The 15,342-nt window shown below is 67.2% G+C and carries 16 protein-coding genes; 5 read left to right on the forward strand and 11 right to left on the reverse strand.

The window, feature by feature from the left end:
- Positions 1 to 10: 10 nt before the first annotated feature.
- Together N2M23_RS09675 and N2M23_RS09685 are read left to right on the forward strand one after the other, a co-directional pair.
- Positions 11 to 1,309 carry a lysine N(6)-hydroxylase/L-ornithine N(5)-oxygenase family protein gene (locus N2M23_RS09675; protein ID WP_265445055.1) on the forward strand — a complete coding sequence of 433 codons (1,299 nt, stop codon included), beginning with the start codon at positions 11 to 13 and terminating at the stop codon, positions 1,307 to 1,309.
- Positions 1,306 to 3,666 (forward strand): GNAT family N-acetyltransferase, encoded by a 2,361-nt coding sequence (locus N2M23_RS09685; RefSeq protein ID WP_279671898.1) that lies wholly within the window; start codon positions 1,306 to 1,308, stop codon positions 3,664 to 3,666. Before N2M23_RS09675 ends, N2M23_RS09685 begins: the two co-directional genes overlap by 4 nt.
- Here the strand turns inward: N2M23_RS09685 and N2M23_RS09690 are convergent.
- From N2M23_RS09690 to smpB, 4 genes are read right to left on the reverse strand one after another with little or no spacing between them, the layout of a single operon-like run.
- On the reverse strand, positions 3,656 to 4,465 hold the full coding sequence (locus tag N2M23_RS09690; RefSeq protein ID WP_265445057.1) for an ABC transporter permease: 810 nt from the start codon (positions 4,463 to 4,465) through the stop codon (positions 3,656 to 3,658). The two genes, N2M23_RS09685 and N2M23_RS09690, sit on opposite strands and share 11 nt — an antisense overlap.
- A 16-nt stretch (positions 4,466 to 4,481) precedes the next feature.
- Positions 4,482 to 5,471, reverse strand: a complete 990-nt coding sequence (locus tag N2M23_RS09695; protein ID WP_265445059.1) for an ABC transporter ATP-binding protein — start codon at positions 5,469 to 5,471, stop codon at positions 4,482 to 4,484.
- A complete protein-coding gene (locus tag N2M23_RS09700; protein WP_265445061.1) occupies positions 5,449 to 6,576 on the reverse strand; it encodes a LolA family protein in 1,128 nt (375 codons plus the stop codon). Before N2M23_RS09700 ends, N2M23_RS09695 begins: the two co-directional genes overlap by 23 nt.
- A 41-nt stretch (positions 6,577 to 6,617) precedes the next feature.
- Positions 6,618 to 7,115: an SsrA-binding protein SmpB gene (smpB, locus tag N2M23_RS09705; protein WP_265445063.1), complete on the reverse strand. Its 498-nt coding sequence runs from the start codon at positions 7,113 to 7,115 to the stop codon at positions 6,618 to 6,620.
- Positions 7,116 to 7,167: 52 nt separating this feature from the next.
- Between smpB and N2M23_RS09710 the strand changes: the two genes are divergently transcribed.
- A complete protein-coding gene (locus N2M23_RS09710; protein WP_265445065.1) occupies positions 7,168 to 7,521 on the forward strand; it encodes an ArsR/SmtB family transcription factor in 354 nt (117 codons plus the stop codon).
- Positions 7,518 to 8,579: a cation diffusion facilitator family transporter gene (locus tag N2M23_RS09715; protein ID WP_265445067.1), complete on the forward strand. Its 1,062-nt coding sequence runs from the start codon at positions 7,518 to 7,520 to the stop codon at positions 8,577 to 8,579. The genes N2M23_RS09710 and N2M23_RS09715 overlap by 4 nt, the downstream gene beginning before the upstream one ends.
- A 28-nt stretch (positions 8,580 to 8,607) precedes the next feature.
- On the opposite strand, the gene N2M23_RS20695 is transcribed toward N2M23_RS09715, so the two are convergent.
- The 3 genes from N2M23_RS20695 to ftsE are packed head-to-tail and all read right to left on the reverse strand — an operon-like array spanning position 8,608 to position 11,621.
- Positions 8,608 to 9,972, reverse strand: a complete 1,365-nt coding sequence (locus tag N2M23_RS20695; RefSeq protein WP_279671900.1) for a peptidoglycan DD-metalloendopeptidase family protein — start codon at positions 9,970 to 9,972, stop codon at positions 8,608 to 8,610.
- A gap of 9 nt (positions 9,973 to 9,981) precedes the next feature.
- A complete protein-coding gene (ftsX, locus tag N2M23_RS09725; RefSeq protein ID WP_265445069.1) occupies positions 9,982 to 10,902 on the reverse strand; it encodes a permease-like cell division protein FtsX in 921 nt (306 codons plus the stop codon).
- Positions 10,902 to 11,621 carry a cell division ATP-binding protein FtsE gene (ftsE, locus tag N2M23_RS09730; protein WP_265445071.1) on the reverse strand — a complete coding sequence of 240 codons (720 nt, stop codon included), beginning with the start codon at positions 11,619 to 11,621 and terminating at the stop codon, positions 10,902 to 10,904. The genes ftsX and ftsE overlap by 1 nt, the downstream gene beginning before the upstream one ends.
- Before the next feature lie 170 nt (positions 11,622 to 11,791).
- Between ftsE and N2M23_RS09735 the strand changes: the two genes are divergently transcribed.
- Entirely contained in the window at positions 11,792 to 12,571 is a 780-nt protein-coding gene (locus tag N2M23_RS09735; protein ID WP_265445073.1) for a hypothetical protein, read from the forward strand.
- 13 nt (positions 12,572 to 12,584) lie between these two features.
- On the opposite strand, the gene prfB is transcribed toward N2M23_RS09735, so the two are convergent.
- From prfB to N2M23_RS09755, 4 genes are read right to left on the reverse strand one after another with little or no spacing between them, the layout of a single operon-like run.
- Entirely contained in the window at positions 12,585 to 13,694 is a 1,110-nt protein-coding gene (gene prfB, locus N2M23_RS09740; protein WP_265445075.1) for a peptide chain release factor 2, read from the reverse strand.
- Between the two features lie 48 nt (positions 13,695 to 13,742).
- Positions 13,743 to 14,204, reverse strand: coding sequence for a hypothetical protein (locus N2M23_RS09745; RefSeq protein ID WP_265445077.1), 462 nt, complete (start codon positions 14,202 to 14,204; stop codon positions 13,743 to 13,745).
- A gap of 17 nt (positions 14,205 to 14,221) precedes the next feature.
- Entirely contained in the window at positions 14,222 to 14,695 is a 474-nt protein-coding gene (locus tag N2M23_RS09750) for a pilus assembly protein (protein ID WP_265445079.1), read from the reverse strand.
- Positions 14,692 to 15,042 (reverse strand): TadE family protein, encoded by a 351-nt coding sequence (locus N2M23_RS09755; protein ID WP_265445081.1) that lies wholly within the window; start codon positions 15,040 to 15,042, stop codon positions 14,692 to 14,694. Before N2M23_RS09755 ends, N2M23_RS09750 begins: the two co-directional genes overlap by 4 nt.
- Between the last annotated feature and the right edge of the window lie 300 nt (positions 15,043 to 15,342).

Consider the following 15,342-nt stretch of genomic DNA (forward strand, 5'->3'; position numbering starts at 1 on the left):
CGAGAACGCAATGACCACACACGATTTCATCGGCATAGGCCTCGGCCCCTTCAACCTCGGCCTGGCCTGTCTCACCGAGCCGCTCGACGAGCTCGACGGGGTCTTCCTCGAGCGCGGCTCGGCATTCGACTGGCACCCCGGCATGATGCTGCCTGGGGTGACACTGCAGGTGCCGTTCCTCGCCGATCTGGTGACCCTCGCTGACCCGACCTCGCCGTTCAGCTTCCTCAACTTCCTGAAACAGCGCGGGCGGATCTACCCCTTCTACATCCGCGAGTCGTTCTTCCCGCTCCGCCGCGAATACAACGAGTACTGCCGCTGGGCCGCCGACGGTTTGACCAGCATCCGGTTCGGTCACGACGTGCAGACGGTGACGTATGACGAAAGCGACGCCACCTACCGCGTCCTTTCTCGCCGGTCGGGATCCGGGGACCTGGTGGAGCACCGCGCACCCAGGCTGGTGCTCGGGACCGGCAGCACTCCCCGTCTGCCGCGCGCGGCCACCGACTTGGCCGGGGACGCACTGCACAACTCGGACTACCTGACGCACAAGCAGGCGCTTCAGGCCAAGCGGAGCATCACCGTGATCGGCAGCGGACAGAGCGCCGCGGAGGTCTACGCGGACTTGCTCGGCGACCGGGAAGCTCATGGTTACCAACTGAATTGGGTCACCCGATCACCCAGATTCTTCCCGCTTGAATACACCAAGCTGACGCTCGAGATGACCTCACCCGACTACATCGACTACTTCAGCGGGCTGCCCGAAGACGACCGCTATCGCCTCACCAAGGAGCAGAAGGCACTGTCCAAGGGGATCAACGCCGACCTGATCAACGACATCTTCGACGAGCTCTACGCACAGAGTCTGCACTCGAGTCCACCTACCCGGCTACTCACCAACACCACGCTGGAGAGCGCTTCGTACGACGCCGAATCTGGCTCGTACACCTTGGGATTGCATCACCACGAGCAGGATCGGCGCTTCCCGTTGCAGACCGAAGGCCTGATCTTCGCCACCGGCTACCACTACCCGATGCCGAGCTTTCTCGCCCCGATCCACGACCGCCTGCGCCTCGACAGTCGCGGCCGCTTCGACATCGCGCGCGACTACACGGTGGACAAACACGGTCGCCAGGTGTTCGTGCAGAGCGCCGGGGAGCACGTGCACAGCGTCTCCTCACCGGACCTCGGCATGGGCGCCTATCGCAACTCGTGCATCGTGCGCGAGCTCACCGGCCGCGAGGTGTACCCGGTGGAGAAGTCCATCGCCTTCCAGGAGTTCGGCGCGCCCGCGGGGGTGGCCTCATGACTTTGCAGTCGCCGACCGTCTACCGCGACCGCAACGGCGAATTCACCCTCCGCCGAGTCGAACCCGACGTCGATGCGGCACTGCTGCACGCCTGGGTCACCCACCCCAAGGCGTCGTTCTGGATGATGTCCGACGCCTCGATCGCGGACGTCGCCGCCGAATATCGGCGCATCGACGACGATCCGCACCACGAGGCGTTCCTCGGCATGGTCGACGGCCAACCGGCGTTCCTGATGGAACGTTACGACCCCGCGCACGTCGAGCTCGTCGGTGCGTATGACGCAGCACCCGGTGACGTCGGAATGCACTTCCTGGTCGCCCCCACCGACACCCCCAAGCACGGCTTCACCCGGTCGGTGATCACCGCCGTGCTGTCGATGATCTTCGCCGACGATGCCGTGCGCCGCGTGGTCGTCGAGCCGGACATCGCCAACACCGCCGTGCACCGTCTCAACGCGGCCGTCGGCTTCGTGCCGCTGCGCGAGATCACCCTGCCGGCCAAGACGGCACTGCTCAGCGTGTGCACCCGAGAAGACTTCAAAACCAGCGAATCTCTAGAGATGACAACGCCATACCGCACCCCGCCCCACGACGCAGTCGGCCACCTCAACCCGCACGACTGGGCGGCCGCCAATCGCTTCCTGCTGGCCAAGGCGCTGTCCGAGTTCAGCCACGAGCGACTCCTGCGGCCGGTCGAGCTGGACGACGGCCGTTGGGCGGTCACCGCCGACGACGGCGCGACCACCTATTCCTTCGCGGCGCAGCGGCTCCCCCTGGACCACTGGCAGATCGACGCCGACTCGGTGATCTGCAACTCGGCTGACACCGGCTGTCCACTCGATCTCATGCAGTTCGTGCTCGACTTCCGCACCGCGCTCGGACTGACCGACCAGATCCTCCCGGTCTACCTGGAGGAGATCGCGTCGACATTGTCCGCGGTGGCATTCAAGCTGTCCGTCCCGCCCATGACCAGCCGGCAGCTCGTCGCAGCGGGGTTCCAGGACATCGAGGCGGGCATGCTCAGCGGGCACCCGTGCTTCATCGCCAACAGCGGCCGCGTCGGCTGGGGCTCTCACGAATACCGAGCATTCGCACCGGAGTCCGCGCAGCAAGTGCAACTGTTCTGGCTCGCCGCCCGGCGTGACCTCGCCACCTTCACCTGCAGTCGTGATACGTCCTACGACGAGTTCATCCACGCCGAGCTCGGCGACCAAACCACGCAGTTCGACGATCAGCTGCGCCGGCGTGACCTCGACCCGAACGACTACCGACTGATCCCGGTGCACCCATGGCAGTGGTGGAACAAGCTGTCGGTCACGTTCGCTGCGGAAGTCGCCCAGCAGCGCCTCGTGCTACTCGGCGAAGGAGACGACGCCTATCGCGCGCAGCAGTCCGTGCGCACCTTCTTCAACGTCAGCGACCCGTCGAAACACTATGTGAAGACCGCGCTCTCGGTGATCAACATGGGGTTCATGCGAGGCCTGTCAGCGGCCTACATGAAGGCGACACCGGCGATCAACGACTGGCTCGCAGACGTGATTGCGGCGGACGACTCGCTGAAACGCACCGGCGTCAGCATCATCCGCGAACGGGCCGCAATCGGTTACCGCGCAACGCAGTTCGAGGATGCCACCGACCGATACTCGCCCTACCGCAAGATGCTGGCGGCACTCTGGCGGGAGAGCCCGGTGCCTCAGTTGGAGCCCGGACAGCAGTTGTCGACGATGGCGGCCCTGCTGCACGTCGACCGCAACGGCGACTCGATCGCGGGCGCGCTGATCGAGCAATCCGCCCTGGCCCCCGCCCAGTGGCTGCGCGGCTACCTGGACGCCTACCTCGTGCCGCTACTGCACTGCTTCTACCGTTACGGTCTGGTTTTCATGCCGCACGGGGAGAACGTCATCCTCGTCCTCAACGACGGCGCAGTCGAACGCGTGATCATGAAGGACCTGGCCGAAGAGATCGCAGTCATGTCGACCAGCACGCCTCTGCCCGAGGAGGTCGAACGCGTGCGGGTCGACGTGCCGGACGACTTGCAGTTGTTGTCGATCTTCACCGATGTCTTCGACTGCTTCCTGCGGCAACTGAGCGCGATCCTGCACGCCGAGGGCACCCTTCCTGCCGACGAGTTCTGGACGACGGTCGCCGAGGTGGCAAGGGACGACCAGCGATCCGAGCCCGACCTGCAGGAACGCTTCGACCGGTTCGACCTGTTCGCCGAGGAGTTCGCGCTGTCCTGCCTCAACCGGCTGCAGCTGCGCAACAACCAGCAGATGGTCGATCTCGCCGACCCGGCCGGGGCGCTGCAACTGGTCGGCACGCTCCACAACCCAATCGCGAGGTCGGCTAGCTCGTGATGTCCTTGCCGGCGAAGCGGGCCCAGGCCGCCAGCAGGAACACCACGATGTAGCCGAGGTCGACCAGGATGCCCTCGGTGACTGCCGCGTAGTCCGCAGGGTCTCGCATGAGGTCGGCGAACGCCGGCCACCTGTCGACCAAGAGCCATGGGTGCAGAGCCGACAATTGCGGTATGGCGTCGAGCACCCACATGGCGGAGGTCACGACCATCAGCGCGACGGTCGCCGCGATGGGCTGCTCGGTGAGCGTGGACAGGAAGAGACCGACAGCACCGAGGGCGCACAGCCCGAGTGCGACATACAGGGCCGACAGAGCGAGTCGACCGAGGCCGGTGCCGAGCGGGATCTGGGTGCCGGACAACGTCAGCAATGGGCCGGTGCCGAAGATCGCCGCGCCGACCGCAGCGCCGACGATCGCAACCGATAGGGCCGCGACGACCGAACCAGCAACAATGCCAAGGTATTTCACGATCAGCACGCGCACTCTGCCGGCAGGGACCGTGAGTAGATAGCGCAGTGTTCCGGAGTGCGCCTCCCCCGCGATCGCGTCGCCGCTGATCATCGAAATCGCAAGCGGGAAGAAGATGGTGATCTCGAAGGTCAGCGCCGCGAACGCGACGAAGACGCCGTTGCCGACGATCTGATCGATGAAGCCGGGTGGTCCGCCACCACGTGGGTTGTCCTCGGTGAGGCGTACGGCGACCGCCAACAGCACCGGCATGGCGATCAGGACGAGCAGACCCGCCTGATTGCGCCGCCGCCCGGCAATCAGCCGCAGCTCCGACAGCAGGAACCTCATGACCGCCGCCCGCGCATTACTGCCTGACCTCGAAACCTTCGCCGGTGAGCGAGACGTAGAGGTCCTCGAGGCTGGGCCGGTCAATGCCGAAGCGCTGCACCCGCACACCGGCCGTCACGAGGTCGGCCACCAACCGCTCCGGCGCGAGCCGGCCCGGCTCGCCGGTGACGACCTCGCCGTCCGCGGCCAACCGTGCAACCCCTGCTCGCCGCAGCACCTGTAAGGCATCGGTCGGGTCCGGGGTGTGCACGGTCAGTTGCGCGGTCTGACTCGCCCGCAAGTCGTCGATGCCACCCTGCGCCACCAACTTGCCGGCGCTCATCACCCCGACGTGGGTGCAGATCTGCTGGATCTCGGCGAGCAGGTGGCTGGAGATCAGCACGGTGATGCCGTCCGCGGCGAGCCCAGCCACCAGATGTCGCACCTCACGGGTGCCCTGCGGGTCCAGTCCGTTGGTCGGCTCGTCGAGCACGAGAAGGTCACGCGGCGCGAGCAGTGCGGCCGCGATCGCCAGGCGTTGCTTCATGCCGAGCGAATACGCCCGAAAGCGTTTGTTCGCAGCAGGTTCCAGACCGACCCGTTCCAGGGCGGCGTTGATGCGTGCGGCACTGCTGCGCGCCTCGGACCGGGCGTCCGCAGCATCCAGCCGCCGCAGGTTGGCGAGCCCGGTCAGGTAAGGGTGGAACGCCGGGCCTTCGATCAGCGAACCCACCCGGTGCAGAGCGCTGGTGAGCTCCGCGGGCATCGGTCGTCCGAGGATGTCGTGGTCGCCGCTCGTCGGTGCGACCAGACCCATGAGCATCCGGATCGTCGTCGTCTTGCCGGAGCCGTTCGGTCCGAGGAAGCCGTAGACGCTGCCGCTGGGCACCCGCAGGTCGATGCCGTCCACCGCGCGCTGCTTGCCGAAAACCTTTGTCAGTCCTCGCGTCTCGACAGCGTATGGCGCGCCGCCCGATCCCCCGTCCGCGACTGCGGAGGCGGGATCAGCTGCGACCGAGGGCGGCATACAACGACGACGCAGGCACGGCACCGACCGCGTATCGGCCGTCGTCGGTGATCACCGCGGTGAAGAGTGCGGTGTTGAGCAGATGCCCACGACCCCAGCTGCCGGACGCCTCCGGCAGCAGCCGTAGCGCCTGCTGCAACGACGAGTCGTCCTTGGCGACAGTCTGTTTCGGGGGCAGCTTGCCGACGACCACGCTGGCCCAGTCCTTGCCGACGACCTTCGGCGGCGTTGCCGAGCCGTTGGTCGTGGCCGCGGAGGCATCACCGGACTTCGGCTTCCCCGGGTGCGGCGTGGCCTGCGTGACCTTGGCACCGGGGGGCGGGGTGAAGTCGAACCTGCTGGCCGGCTGCTTGCCGTAGTCGATGGAGGTGAAGCCGACGTTGATGGCCGGGTTGCTCGCACCTTTGGCGAAAACCTGCGCCCGCAGCGGAGTTTGGTTCGCGGCGTCGATCGAGATCCGCACCGAACCGATCTTGGTGCCCGCGGTCTTCGGGGTGAGCACGAGTTGGTAGGCGGCGCGTCCGGCGATGCGCTCGTTGCTGCTCGTGGTGACCGCAGTCGAGGGGTCGAGCATGCGCAGCGCCCACGATGCCACGCCCTCGGGTGTGCTCAGCTCGGCGGGCAGTTGCGGATCCTTGTCGTGATCGGTCGAACGCTGAGTGCCGCCGGACGGAGCCGGCACGTGCAGCACCGACTTGTCGGCGCTCTGCCACAACCACAGGCCGCCGCCGTTGCTCACCAGATCGGTCTCCGAGCCGTCGCCGAGCAATGCCACGCGCGCGGAGGTCTTGCCGTCATACCAAACCTTGGCGGTGTGACTGCCGGCGAGCAGGGCCAGCGGCGATGAGTTTCCGGTGCCGCTCGTCACCGACTCGGGCAATTGGGGCAGGCCGAGCGACGACGTGGCTTTGACCGTGCCGGACAGCGCGCTCGGTTGCGCCCGCTGCAGGTCGACGAGAAGTTGCTGGGCGGTGCGCGGCGGGAGATTGGTGGCAGCGTCCGCCGGCCAGTGGGCCGCGATCTGGGAACCGGTGGCCACGACTGCGAGCGCCGCGCCGGGAGCGACCCAACGCAGTGCGGGACGGCGGGTGAGAAGTCCGCTCATGACCCGAGCATAAACCGCCAAGCTGTGACGAACCCGACAGCTCAGTGGGCTCGACGCAACGACATCGAGCGCTCGGCCTCGCGCTGATCCTGGCGCTCCCGCAGCGCCTGCCTCTTGTCGTACTGCCGCTTACCTTTGGCCAACGCGATCTCGACCTTCACCCGCCCGCCGTCGCTGAAGTACATCGACAGCGGGATCAAGGTGTGCCCGGACTCGCGGGACTTGCCGAGCAGCTTTTCGATCTCGTGCCGGTGCATCAGCAACTTGCGGCGTCGCCGGGCGGAGTGGTTGGTCCAGGTGCCGTTGAGGTACTCCGGGATGTGGACATTCTCCAGCCAGAGTTCGCCGCCCCGGTCGGAGGCGAACCCGTCGACCAGGGACGCTCGACCCATCCGCAGGCTCTTGACCTCGGTGCCGGTCAGCACCAGGCCCGCCTCGACGGTGTCCTCGATCAGGTAGTCGTGACGCGCCTTGCGGTTGGTCGCGACGACCTTCTTGGCCGGCTCATTCTTCGCCGACTTCTTCGCGTTCTTGGCCATCCCACCAGTCTACGGACGCGGGACAACCGGATTACAGCGCTACTATCTGCGCATGCACGCAAATACGCATCCTCCGGTGTGGGGCGACGATGTGGTCACGTTGGCGGTCGAGGTGTTGCGCGTCCTCGCCGATCCGACGCGACTGCAGCTGGCCGGACTTCTGCTGGATGAGGAGAAGTCGGTCTCGCAGCTGGCGTCGACACTGAGCAAGCCGGCGCCCGCGGTCTCACAGCACCTCGCCAAGATGCGGATGGCCAGGCTGGTCACCACCCGCAAGCAGGGCACGTCGGTGTTGTACCGAGTGGAGAACGGCCACGTGCGCCAGTTGGTGATCGACACCGTCGGCCATGTGGAGCACCTACTGGATGACGTTCCTGCGCACCACCGCCTCACCGGCGTGTCATGAGCCGGCACGACCATCCGCACGACGACCACGGGCGAGATCACGAGCATTCGCACAGTCACGGCCATGGGCTGTGGGGTCGGCTTCGACACGCGGTATCCGACGTGTTCGGCGGCCACTCGCACGACGCCGCGGAGCAGGTGGATGAAGCACTGGAAGCCGACGCCCGCGGCCGCCGCGCCCTGTGGATCAGCCTCGCCGCGTTGGTGATCACCGCGGCGCTGCAAGCGGTCGTGGTCTTCTTCACCGGCTCGGTCGCGCTGTTGGGCGACACCATGCACAACGCCGCCGACGCGGCTACTGCCATACCGCTGCTGATCGCGTTCTGGTTGGCCAAACGGCCCGCGAACGATCGCTACACCTACGGGTACGGCCGTGCCGAGGACCTGGCCGGCCTCTTCGTCGTCGCGATGATCTCCCTGTCGAGCCTGCTGGCCGGTTGGGAAGCCATCCAGCGGCTACTTCATCCGCAGACGGTGTCGCACCTCTGGGCGGTCGCAGCCGCGGGGCTGATCGGTTTCGCCGGCAATGAGTTGGTGGCTCGCTACCGCATCGGCGTCGGACGCCAGATCGGGTCTGCTGCGCTGGTCGCCGACGGTTTGCACGCGCGCACGGACGGATTCACCTCCCTCGCAGTAGTCGTGGGGGCAGCCGGGGTCGCAGTCGGCTGGTCGTGGACGGATCCGGTCATCGGGCTGCTGATCGCCGTCGCGATCCTCGGAGTGCTGCGGTCTGCGGTCAAGCAGGTCGGCTCCCGGCTCATGGATGCGGTCGACCCCGGCCTGGTCGGATCAGCGCGGCGAGTTATCGCTGACACCGAAGGCGTGGTGGGCGTTGGCTCGGTTCGATTGCGCTGGATCGGCCACAGCCTGTACGCCGAAGCCGACGCGACGATCGACGACGCCGTCACCCTCGCCACCGCACACACCATCGCCCACCGCGTCGAACAACGTCTGACCGCAACGATCGCTCGACTAACCGCCGCGACAATCCACGTCAGCCCGGTCGGAGCGCACTCCCCTGTCGCGCCGTTGCGCGAGTCGCCCCGGAACGGCGCTTAGACCGGATTGCCGCGCGGGCCAGGCGAACTCAGCTGATCCAGGGACCCGGGTTGACGAAGACTCCGTTGGCCATCACCCCGAAGTGCAGGTGACAGCCGGTCGATCGTCCCGTCGTACCCGAGTAGCCGATGAGCTGTCCGCGCGTCACCTTCTGCCCGGCGCTGACCACCGCCGGTGACTGGAAGTGGGCGTAGTAGCTGGCCAGGTTGGTGCCGTTCTGGAAGCCGTGGTCGATCAACACGTTGTTGCCGCCGACGCTGTCGTAGGTGGCCCGTACGACGGTGCCCGCGCCCGCCGCGCGCACCGGGGTGCCGCAGGCGTAGGGGAAGTCGTCACCCTCGTGCAACAGCCGCACGCCGAGCACCGGGTTCACCCGCCACCCGAAGCCGGAGGCGGCCGAACCGAGCGACATGGGCGCGGCGAGCACGCCCCCTCCTGCCGACGTGCCGGGATCCTTGGGAGCGGCCGCCACTGCCTTGGGTGCGTCGTTGGCCGGCTTGGCAGCCTGCACAGGCGGTTTCGCCGGTTGCGTCGCAGTTTTCGCAGGTCGCTTGGCGGCCTTCGCCGCCGCGATGTTGCGGGCCCGAATGATGCCGGCCAGCCGAGTCGACTCCGCCTTCTGCGACTTCAGGTCGGCAAGTTCGGTGGTCTTCTGCTTACTCAGGTCGTCGCGCTGCGTCTTCTGGGTCTTCTGGAGAGCGAGCAGGGCGTTTCGCGCGTTGGTCGCATTGGTCTGCGCGGTCTTGGCGGCGGTCTCGGCGTTGGTCGCCTTCACGGTCAGGTCGGAGATGCGCCGCCGGGTTGCGCTGAGCCGGTCGTCCGCCGCCGTGCCGGCGGCTTCCTCGCTGGACAGCTTGGTCAGCACGCCGCTCTGCTGCCGCATGACCACGTCCGCGATCGACAGTTGCGACGTCGCGTCGCCCCGGTTGGACAGGATGTTCAGCGTGAGCTGCCAGTTGCCGAGCCCGCCGGACATGTAACTCTGCCGGGCGATTCCGCCGACCAGCACCTTGGAGTCCGCCTGCTGTTTGGCGTTGGCGGTGAGCGTCTTCTGGTTCTTGGTCTCGTCGGCCTTGGCGATCGCCAACTGCGAGCGCATGTCGGCCAGATGGTTCTGCGCGTTCGTCACTCGGGTGTTCGCGTTGGTCAACGTGGTCTGTGCGGTCTTCACCTTCGCGTTCGTGGCGTTCAGCGCGTTGTTGGCCTTGACCAGCTTGGCTGAGGTGTCGTCGAGGTTCTGCTGGGTCTTGGTGATCTTCTTGTCGACGTCGCGCTTCTGATCGTCCGGGCTCGCCTCCGCCCCCTGCACGGTCGTCGCGAGGACGGCGGCCATCGTGGCACCCGCTGCCACGCTGACGGCGCGGCGCCGGATCTTGGCTCGTGCGAACGACATACGAATCTCCTACACCCGAAGGAACCGTCGAAGGGTGAACCACGCCGTCACCAGGGCGATCAGGACCGCACCGACGACCAACCAGGGAGCGAAGTCCCACACGTCCTGCGTGCCGATCATGCTGACCAGATCGCCACCGGCTCCGCGGGTGTTGAACAGCCCCTCGACGCCGTAGTGCACCAGTGCCCAGAGCAACGCGATGGCGAGCACAGCGCCGAGCAGCGTCGCAATGAGGATCTCGATCACGAACGGCAGATAGATCACCGTCGACGAGGCACCGACCAGTCGCATGATGCTCACCTGCCGACGTCGGGAGAACGCAACCTGTCGAATAGTGGTGGTGATCAACAGAATTGCGCAGATCACCATGACGACTGCGAGCCCGACCGCGCCCACGCTGACGACATTGAGCAGTTTGAAGAACGTGCCGAGCACCCGGCTTTGGTCGCTGACCGCTTCGACCCCTGGTTGCCCGCGGAAGGCATCCACCACGTCGGAGTATTTGTCCGGGTCCGACAGCTTCACCCGGTATGACGCAGGCAGCGAATCGGCCGACACGTCGGACAGGTAGGGGCTGTTCCTGAACTGCTGCTTGAAACGGTCGTAAGCCTGGCCGGAGGACTCGAAGTAGATGCGCTCGACGAGCGGCTTCATGCCTTCGAGTTGGCTCTTGACCTGGTCCTGCTGCGCCTTGGTCGCCTCACCGCCAGTGCATGACGGCGTGCCGGTCGACTGGCTCGTGCAGAAGTAGATGGACACCTGAATCTTGTCGTACCAGAAGCCTTTTGCGACGCTGACCTCACGCTGGGCGAGCAGGCCGGCGCCGAGGAAGAACAGCGAGACCATCGAGACCAGGACGACCGAGATGATCATCGAGGCGTTGCGGCGGATGCCGTTGGCGACCTCGCCGAGCAGGAATGTCACCCGCATCAGGCTTCGTCCTCCAGGTCGTCGTAGCGGTCCGCGTCGCGCAGGTAGCCGCCGCTCGCCTCGTCCCGCACGAGCACCCCGTCGGCGAGTTCGAGCACCCGCTTGCGGAAGTCGTCCACGATGCCCTGATCGTGGGTCGCCATCGCGACGGTCGTGCCGGTCTTGTTGATGCGGTCGAGCACCGTGACGATCTCCGCGCTGGTTTCCGGGTCGAGGTTTCCGGTCGGCTCGTCGGCGAGCAGGATGGGCGGCTTCTTGACCACAGCACGAGCGATGGCGACGCGCTGCTGCTCGCCGCCGGACAACTCGTGCGGCAGCCGGCCCGCCTTGCCGTCCAGACCGACCAGGTCGAGGGTCTCTGGGACCAACTGCTTGATCCGGTGCCGTTTGGTGCCGAGCACGCGCAGCACGAAGGCGACGTTCTGGTAGACCGTCTTGCCCTCCAGCAGGCGGAAGTCCTGGAACACCACGCCGATCTCCCGGCGCAGCGCCGGGACCTGCCGGTCCGGCAACGCCACCAGGTCGCGACCGGCCACCAGCACCGACCCCTGCGACGGCGAGATCTCGCGAGTGATCAACCGCATCAAGGTGGATTTGCCCGAGCCGGAGGCGCCGACGACGAAGACGAACTCGCCGCGGGTGATCTCACAGGTCACGTCGTCCAGCGCGGGTGCGCCGCCCCCGTCATACCTCTTGGTGACGTGTTCGAGACGAATCATGTGCGCGGCGAAGCCTTTTCGGGTCAGGGAGTGGCCGCCAACACCGTATGCCGCAGGATCTCCGCCGGCCTGCAGGCGCGCCGAGCAGGCAACCGACGGCCCCCATTTCGATGCACGGAATTGGACACATGACTAATGTGGGTCCGGCAAAAGATTGAGGGAGGAACCCAGTGACGGACAGGACTAGAGGTCGGCACCGAGCGCCAGAGAGCTCGGGCGGGAGCGCCAAGGGCGGCTGGGTGGTCGCGGCGATCATCGCCCTGCTGCTGGCGGCCGGCATCGGTGGTTGGGCGTTCGCGGTCAACCGCGACGGCTCGTCGCGGGCCGCGTCCGACCGCCCCGCAACGCGCACGGCCGGGCCGGGGACGGACGGCGCGAGCGCCTCGACGAGCCCTCAGGGCGCAGCGAGCCCGAGCGGTAGCAACCCGGCGACGTCCGCCGCCCTGGAGGGATGCCGCGCCAAGGTCAAAGCCGGCAGCGCTCTGTCCACGGCTGCCGAAGCGGTCTACCAGGACTGGTCAGGTCACGTTTACACCCAGATCGACTACGACGCCGGCAAGGTCCCGGAGCCGAAGGCGAAGAAGATCTGGGCCGACACCAAGGCCGCTGGGCCCGGTCACATCAAGACCTTCGACGCGGACAAGGCCGCCTACGACAAGGCCGGCGGCTGCGACGGGACCGCATCGATCCCGGCGGCGGAACGCACCGCGATGCAACAGTGCAGCGAACGCGCGACCGCGCTCGCCAAGGTCGCCTCGACCGGGTCCGTGCTCAACTCCCAGTGGAGGGCGCACCAGACTCAGATGACGCACACCACACAGAAGAAGCACGACCCGAACGCCTACTACGGCGAGTGGTTCAACCGGGTCAGCGCGGCCAAGCAGCCGTTGAAGAATTACGAGGCCGCCGCGGCGGACCTGAAGAAGGCGCCCAGCTGCCCCGGAGCCTGAGCTACCGCACTGATCAGGCGGCGCGTTCCTGGTTGCGCTTCCAGCGAATGCCGGCCTCGATGAACGCGTCGATGTCCCCGTCGAAGACACCGGAGGTGTTGCCGACCTCGTGCTCGGTGCGCAGGTCCTTGACCATTTGGTAGGGGTGCAGCACGTAGGAGCGCATCTGGTCGCCCCAGCTGGCGGTCGAGTCGCCCGCCAGCTCCTTGCGCTGCTTGGCCTCTTCCTCGCGCTTGAGCAGGAGCAGCCGGGACTGCATGACCCGGAGGGCGGCGGCGCGGTTCTGGATCTGGCTCTTCTCGTTCTGCATCGACACCACGGTGCCGGTCGGGATGTGCGTCATACGCACTGCCGAGTCGGTGGTGTTGACCGACTGCCCACCGGGGCCGGAGCTGCGGAAGACGTCGATCTTCAGCTCGTTCTCCGGGATCTCGATCGAGTCAGTCTGCTCGATCAGCGGGATCACCTCGACCGCGGCGAAGCTGGTCTGCCGGCGGCCCTGGTTGTCGAACGGGCTGATCCGCACGAGGCGGTGGGTGCCGGCCTCGACCGACAGGTTGCCGTAGGCGTAGGGCACGTTGACCTCGAAGGTGGCCGACTTCAGGCCGGCCTCCTCGGCATACGAGGTGTCCATGACCTTGGTCGGGTAACCGTGCCGCTCGGCCCAGCGCAGGTACATCCGCAGCAGCATCTCGGCGAAGTCGGCGGCGTCGACGCCACCGGCGCCGGCGCGGATCGTGATGACCGCCTCCCGCTGGTCGTACTCCCCGGACAGCAGCGTGCGCACCTCGAGCTCGCCGACCGCCTGCTGCACCGCCGCGAGCTCCTTCTCGGCCTCGGCGAGCGTGTCGGCGTCGTTCTCCTCCTGGCCCATCTCGACCAGCACCTCAAGGTCGTCGATGCGGCTGTCCATCGTCTCCACCCGCTCCAGCTCGGCATTCGCGCGCGACAGCTGGCTGGTGATCTGCTGAGCCGACTCCGGGTCGTCCCAGAGGCCCGGTGCAGCCGATTGCTGCTCGAGGTCGGCGATCTGGGTGCGCAGCGAGTCCAGGTCGGTCACGTCGCGGACGGAGTCCATCGTCGTGCGCAACGCCTTGATCTCTGCGGGGAAGTCGGTAGCCACAACCTCACAGGGTACGGCGTCGGGTCCGGGATGCCGAACGGCGCCGCCTCAGCCCACGTCGGCGCGCGCCCGGGACTGCACGCTCACGTGCACGTCGCCGAACACACCGGACAGCAGCCCACCGAGGATCGGCGGTCGTACGACGGCGGTCACCCGCACTGCCGCGGTGCGACTGTCGGCCGCACCGGTGCCGCCGGCCACCTGCCAGCCGAGCACGTGGTCGGGCAACTGCTGCCGGGCAAGACTGCCGGCCGCGGTGCGCTGCACGCCGGCATCGGACAGTTCCAGTGCGCCGCCGAGTCCGCCGCGGTAGACGGCACCCTCGTCGATCGTGTCGGCGGCATCGGCAGCCGCTGCGTCCGCCGCGTCGAGCACGTGCACGCGAGCCAGCTGCAGTGCGGTGACGTTGATGCCGCCGACGATGAGCATGCCGAGCACCGCGAACAACCCGGCAATGAGCAGCACCACCCGGCCGTGGTCGTCCTCGCGGCGCGGGAGCCTGCTCGCCATCGCGTGCAGCCGACCACTCATGGCGCGCGATACCGATCGACCGACTCCACGTGAGTGGAGTGCAGATGCACCGACGACGGCACCGCGCCACGCAGGAAGTCCGGGATCAGCGGCAGGTCGACGTCGAGGTCGGCGACAGAGTTGATCGTGCCGTCCGGGCTGAGGCAGGGGGTGCGGCTGCACGAGATCCGCACGCCCCCGCGCCCGCCGAAACCCTGGTCGGCGAAGGCCATCGCGGCCGCCGCTCGGGAGCGGGTCGCGCCGGCCGCATCCGACGGGGCGGTGACGAACATCCGTGATGACTCACGCGCCGCGGCTGCCACGGCATACGTGCCCGCCTGCAATCTGGCCAGCGTGATGACCAGGTAGAAGACCGGCAGCGTCAGCAGTATCCCGATCACGATGAACTCGATGAGGGCACTGCCGCGTTCGGCGTCACCGGTGCGGCGGCGGATCGTGTCACAGGTATGCCGAATCGCGTTGCGTATCACTGGGACTCCTGAAACGCCCGGCCGGACACGGTCAGCGACTGGGACGGTCCGAACGGGCCGACGACCGGAAGTGGTGCGCGCACGGTCACCCGCACCACCCGCGCTCCGCCCTCGGTCTCGACCGTCGCCGAGACATGGTCGGCGTAGCGGCCGGAGAGCGTCGCGCCGATGAGATCGCGGGTGCGCTGGGCACCCGCGGCCGGCGTCGCATCCGCCCGAGCCCCGTAGCGCGCACCCTCGGCGGCGTTCTCGATCAGGGTGTTGCGCACATAGAGCGAGAAGCCGACCTGGAAGGCAGCCAGGAAGAAGACGACCACCAACGCCCCGACCATCGCGAATTCAGCCACGGCAGAGCCACGTTCGGCGTCGGACGGCAGCCGGCCGCCAGATCGCATCGGGTCAGTTTCCGCCGCCGGTCACGCTGTGCACGGCGGTGTTGAAAAGGCTGGTGAGGGTGCCTTGTGCGGTCGCCCAGAGCGCGGTCACCAGCCCCGCCGTCATGATCGTGATGAGCACCCACCCGGTTATACGGCAGAGTTTGCACAGTCTCAGGGCTACCCCCGGGGATAGCACCGCGGGGATGGTCAGGCCATGAAATATGACATAGCTTGCGGCGTATCAGTTCGAGCATGAGAGGTGGTTGGGCA

The organism is Flexivirga meconopsidis, from assembly GCF_026162425.1.
Lineage (GTDB): Bacteria > Actinomycetota > Actinomycetes > Actinomycetales > Dermatophilaceae > Flexivirga > Flexivirga meconopsidis.